At 69.7% G+C, this 4,776-nt stretch carries 8 protein-coding genes; 5 read left to right on the top strand and 3 right to left on the bottom strand.

Annotated features, from left to right (window positions below):
- The coding region (locus ACFKCF_RS61390; protein ID WP_394506732.1) for a LysR family transcriptional regulator at positions 1–261 on the bottom strand (261 nt) is incomplete at its 3' end.
- Positions 262–344: 83 nt separating this feature from the next.
- Entirely contained in the window at positions 345–542 is a 198-nt protein-coding gene (locus tag ACFKCF_RS61395) for a hypothetical protein (RefSeq protein ID WP_394506734.1), read from the bottom strand.
- 797 nt (positions 543–1,339) lie between these two features.
- Between ACFKCF_RS61395 and ACFKCF_RS61400 the strand changes: the two genes are divergently transcribed.
- The 4 genes from ACFKCF_RS61400 to ACFKCF_RS61415 all read left to right on the top strand — a co-directional run bounded on the left by ACFKCF_RS61400 (position 1,340) and on the right by ACFKCF_RS61415 (position 3,905).
- Entirely contained in the window at positions 1,340–1,861 is a 522-nt protein-coding gene (locus ACFKCF_RS61400) for an Asp23/Gls24 family envelope stress response protein (RefSeq protein ID WP_394506736.1), read from the top strand.
- 91 nt (positions 1,862–1,952) lie between these two features.
- On the top strand, positions 1,953–2,144 hold the full coding sequence (locus ACFKCF_RS61405; RefSeq protein WP_394506737.1) for a hypothetical protein: 192 nt from the start codon (positions 1,953–1,955) through the stop codon (positions 2,142–2,144).
- A gap of 287 nt (positions 2,145–2,431) precedes the next feature.
- On the top strand, positions 2,432–3,403 hold the full coding sequence (locus ACFKCF_RS61410) for an acyl-CoA desaturase (protein WP_394506739.1): 972 nt from the start codon (positions 2,432–2,434) through the stop codon (positions 3,401–3,403).
- Positions 3,390–3,905 carry a DUF5994 family protein gene (locus ACFKCF_RS61415; protein ID WP_394506741.1) on the top strand — a complete coding sequence of 172 codons (516 nt, stop codon included), beginning with the start codon at positions 3,390–3,392 and terminating at the stop codon, positions 3,903–3,905. Before ACFKCF_RS61410 ends, ACFKCF_RS61415 begins: the two co-directional genes overlap by 14 nt.
- Positions 3,906–3,935: 30 nt before the next feature.
- On the opposite strand, the gene ACFKCF_RS61420 is transcribed toward ACFKCF_RS61415, so the two are convergent.
- Entirely contained in the window at positions 3,936–4,151 is a 216-nt protein-coding gene (locus ACFKCF_RS61420; protein ID WP_394506742.1) for a hypothetical protein, read from the bottom strand.
- A 404-nt stretch (positions 4,152–4,555) separates the two neighbouring features.
- Here ACFKCF_RS61420 and ACFKCF_RS61425 point away from each other — a divergent pair.
- Positions 4,556–4,776, top strand: a 221-nt coding sequence (locus ACFKCF_RS61425; RefSeq protein ID WP_394506744.1) for a hypothetical protein, incomplete at its 3' end; no start/stop codon positions are given.

Below are 4,776 nucleotides of genomic sequence, written 5' to 3' on the forward strand. Positions count from 1 at the left end.
CGCCACAGCGTTGCGCGCGGCGTGCGTGGCCCGGCTCACGTGGTCGAGGATCTGGCGCGCCTCGATGAGGAAGGCGGCCCCGGCCGGGGTCAGATCGACGTGGTGGGTGCTGCGATCCAGCAGCCGCACCCCCACCTCGCGCTCCAGCCGCTGGATCTGCTGGCTCAGCGCGGACTGCACGATGTGCTCGCGGGCTGCCGCCCGGCCGAAATGCAACTCCTCGGCCAGCGTCACGAAATAGCGCAACTGCCGTAACTCCATGTCCGGCACCCCTTCCCGGGCGGCGCCGATACGGTCCGTCTTCCTGCACTGTAGACCCTCGCGCGGCTTCGACAGCCCTGCCGCTACTTGCTGGGCCGGGGCGTCTGGCAGGCGATCTTCGGGTTCATGCCGAAGTAGTTGAGCGGGCCCGCCACGATCGTCACCGCGATGGTGGCCACCTGATTGCAGTTCTCCACCGGTCCTGTGTAGTAGCCGCGCTGGCCCGCGGCGACAGCGCCGGCGATCAGCCACAGGATCAGCACTATCGATGCGATGCGCATCGGTTTTACCTCCACCTTCGTCAATTGCGCGGAGAGTGCCGCAGGCGATCAGGGCAACGACGAGCCGCACGGGCTCATCGCGGGTGTGCGGCGGTATCCCGGGCGGGACGACCCCGCCCCACCGGGGCTCGAAGAGGATCAGCGCAGAGTCATGACGACCCTCCTCAGGCGGCAGCCGGCACGAGGTGTGCCGGCTGATCCCCTTCAGTAGACCCGCTCGGCCTGCCGGCGGAAACGGGCAATCACAGCAAGCCCCATCACGAGCCGCGATCGCCCGGTGCAGCAGGTCCCGATGAATGGGCCCCGTAGATGGCGGGATAGCCGGGAGGGCGGTGCCGACAGCGAGTCCGGGCCTTGAGCGCGACCGAGCCAGGCACCGCGGTAGCGATCCCCAGGCAGGCAGTGCCTCGGGCAGGCAGCCCGCACCTGTGCCTGCACAACCGGATTCCCCGCAACGCCCGATCCCCGCCGAGTCCTCAGCGGAGCGCCGGTAGCCCCGACGATTGACCAACGCAATGGCACAGGCCACGGCAGACCTGGCAGGTTCGGCACTCAACGGAGATCCAGCAGATGCGAAGGATGGTTGTGGAAGATCACCCGTTCTACCGGATCTCCGTGTCCCAACTTCCCGACGACTCTAGAAACGCCGGCCCAAGCTCCAACTCGCCGGCATTACTTCCCAAGCCAATGCGTCAGGAGTTGTCGATAAGTCCCCCAAAATCCGTTTGGTTGGGCATCAGTCATGTCCCTGCGGTTATTTATGTCTATTTGAGAGGACAAACAGGGGGTGACAGGTCATGGCGGACACAATGTCCAATCGGGCCGGCGTAGCCGGTCAGGCCGCGACCGTACCGAGGGCCAGAACACACGAGGGCGGCCCGGCGACCGGGCTGGTCACTGACAGGGGCACCACCAGCATCGACGACGGTGTCGTCGCCAAGATCGCTGGGCTGGCCGCTCGGGAGGTGTCCGGTGTCTACGCCATGGGCGGAGGCGCGGCGCGGGCGTTCGGGAGCATGCGCGGCATGGTTGGCGTCGAGGAAAACGTCTCGCAGGGTGTGTCGGTAGAGGTAGGCGAGCGGCAGGCCGCCGTCGACCTCGACCTGATGGTCGAGTACGGGACGGCGATCCCCGATCTGGCGGGGGCGGTGCGGAAGAACGTCATCAATGCGATCGAGCGGATGTGCGGGTTCGAGGTGACCGAGGTCAACATCAGGGTCAACGACATCCACCTGCTTGAACAGGACCGCGACCGGGAGACCGAGAGCGGCCACACCGGCCTCAGGAAAGAAGCCGAGCAGGAGCCGCGGGTCCAATGACGGACACGGGCCTGGAGCCGAGGCCCGGCGCGGGGACGGGCACCGCGGGCGGCATCACCGGCGGAGGCGTCGGCGGTGACGCGGACGAGGTGTGGGCGATCGCTGGAACAACCAGTGGCTGCCGCCGATCGGCATGGCTGTCGGCATGGTTCTCGGGCTCGTCGGAGCGTTCGGCGGGCTGGTCGTGTTCGTGCTCGTGCTCGGCGCGGTCGGCTTGCTGGTCGGCCGGCTCGCCGAGACCGGCGTGCTGAACCTGTCGAGGCTCCCCGAGAGGCGGAGATGACCACCCGGCGAAGGCACCGTGACGGCGCCTGCGCAGCGCTCCGCACCCCCATTCTCTGCCGGAGATGTGCGGGCGCACCCAGATTGCCGGTCCGGCGGTCGCCTGGATCGCCTGTCGCGCCGGCTGAGGAGGTTCCCGAGACGCGGGGAGGTGCGTTTCGGAGGCGCCGTGGGGCGCGGTCGCCGAGCGCGGAGGTGCGCGGTGACCAGGCCTGTGTGTGCGTGGGCAGGCGCGCTGGTTCCAAGGGGCTCGATAGGGCGCTGGACGTGCGACGGGGGGAAACTGGCATGGCTTCGAGGGGTACAGGCTTCGTCGATCGGGAGTGGGGCGGCGCGGCGCCGATCATCGACGGGCGTAAGCCGGTCGCGGCGGTGGTCGCTTTGTGGGTGTTCGTGCTGGTGCCGTTCGCGGCGCTGGCCGCTGCCGTGCCGGTGGCCTGGGGGTGGGGGCTGAGCTGGGCCGACGTGGCGATCGCGCTCGGCGGCTACGTCCTGACCGGGCTCGGCGTCACGGTGGGCTTTCACCGCTATCTCACCCACGGCGCGTTCAAGGCGGGCCGGTGGCTGCGGTCCGGCCTGGCCGTGGCCGGGTCCCTGGCCGTGCAGGGCTCGGTCATCCAGTGGGTGGCCGACCACCGGCGCCACCACGCCTTCGCCGACCGCGACGGCGACCCGCACTCGCCCTGGCGCTACGGGCACAGCGTACGCGGCCTGGCCAAGGGGCTGCTGTTCGCGCATGTCGGCTGGATGTTCGGTCGCGACCTCACCAACCGGCGGCGCTTCGCCAAGGACCTGCTCGCCGACACTGACATCGGCCGAGTGGACCGGCTGTTCGGGCCGCTGGCCGCGGCCTCGCTGCTGCTGCCGCCCGCCATCGGCCTGCTGGCCACCAGCACCTGGCACGGCGCGCTGACCGCGTTCTTCTGGGGCGCCCTGGTCCGGATCGCGATGCTGCACCACGTCACCTGGTCGATCAACTCCATCTGCCACGTCTTCGGCGAGCGGCCGCTGAAAACCCGCTCCGGGGACCGGGCCGCGAACTTCTGGCCGCTGGCGATCCTGTCGTTCGGCGAGAGCTGGCACAACGGCCACCACGCCGACCCCACCTGCGCCCGCCACGGCGTGCTGCCCGGCCAGATCGACATCTCCGCCCGGCTGATCCGCCTGCTGGAAAGGCTCGGCTGGGCCCACGACGTACGCTGGCCTGCCCCGGCACGCCTGGCCGCACGACTCCGCGAGCCTTCCCATGACCGACCCTGAGAAGGTGCGGCTCAGCCTGGACCCCACCCTCACACGCCAGGGCGCGGTGGACGGGGCATGGTGGCCCGCCACCTACGACGCCGGCGCGGAACTGCCCGCCCTGATCGCCGCCATCGACCAGCGGCTGGACCGACGGGTCCTGCGCGTGGGCCTGCACATCGACACCTGGGACAACATCCCGCACCGCATCGCCGCCCCCGGCCGTCACGTGAAAGTGGGCTGGTTCCGCACCATCGACCCCCATGTGGTCAACCTGATCATCCCGGGGATCGAGCACCTCAACCTGCTCGTCATCCCGCCCGGCACCACACCCGCCGCCGCTGACAAGGCGCTCGGCATGGCCACCCGATGCCGTGGCCGTACCCGTCCCGGCGACATCCTCACCGCCGCAGACCGGAACAGCTCCGCCGACGCCACCACCGAGCAGGACCTGAGCCTGGCCGGTTGGGACAACGAGGGCGGACAGACCCGGCAGCCCGCCCGCGGCGACTTCGCGTCCTGATCACGCGCTGTGGTGGGGACTGCACAACCGTTACGAGTCCCTCCGGGCGAGCGCCTGGTCGGCCGCGGCGCTGAGCAACCGGGCCGCGGCGGCCACCTCAACAAGCTGACCATGCGTCATCGCCTCCAGACAGACAGCGAGCCGCTGCCGGTCACCGCGGCAGGCCATGCTCGTCGCGTTCTGAAAGGCGCGTGCGCGCAAGGCTGCGCCGATCGCCTTCAAGACGTCGGCCAGGGCCTGATCCATGTCATCGTTCGGATCCGGCCACCGCGGAGGTCGATCATTCAACGCCGTTCACCGTGCCGTCCTTGAGCTCCGAGTGTTGTCCGATCCCGTCGCGCCCACCATAGGCCGGGCTCTGCGCCAGGTGCCGGCCGCGGTCAACAGGAGAGCGGCCCCTTCCCACGACACGCCACGAGCGGTGCAGGCGTCAGAACCGTCTGATCGCCCCGGACAGCGTCAGGCCGGTGAGCACGGCTGCTGATAAGCCTGGCGCAGATTGCCGCTTTCCGCCTGGTCGAACCCGCTGGACGATCAGGTCATCGCACCTGACTGCTCCGCGCACGCCAACCCCGGCGCGCAACGTGCTCATGACCGCCTCAACCTCCCTTCGCCACCTTGTCCCGCACACCCCGCCCACAGGAGCCAGCATGAACACTGGGGACACGGTCGGCGCTCTCACACCTGACGCGCTGACGCCTGGCACGGTAGCCGACCAGCTCCTGCGCATCACGCCGCTCGTCGATCTCGCGGGCCTGCGGATCGAGGGTGAGCTCGACCGCGCCACTCTGCCCGCCCTGAGGCGGGCGCTGGCCTCGATGGCGAGCGGCGGCGCCGGCTTCTGCGTCGATCTGAGCAGCCTGACGTTCAT

Source organism: Nonomuraea sp. JJY05 (genome assembly GCF_043496855.1).
Classification (GTDB): domain Bacteria; phylum Actinomycetota; class Actinomycetes; order Streptosporangiales; family Streptosporangiaceae; genus Nonomuraea.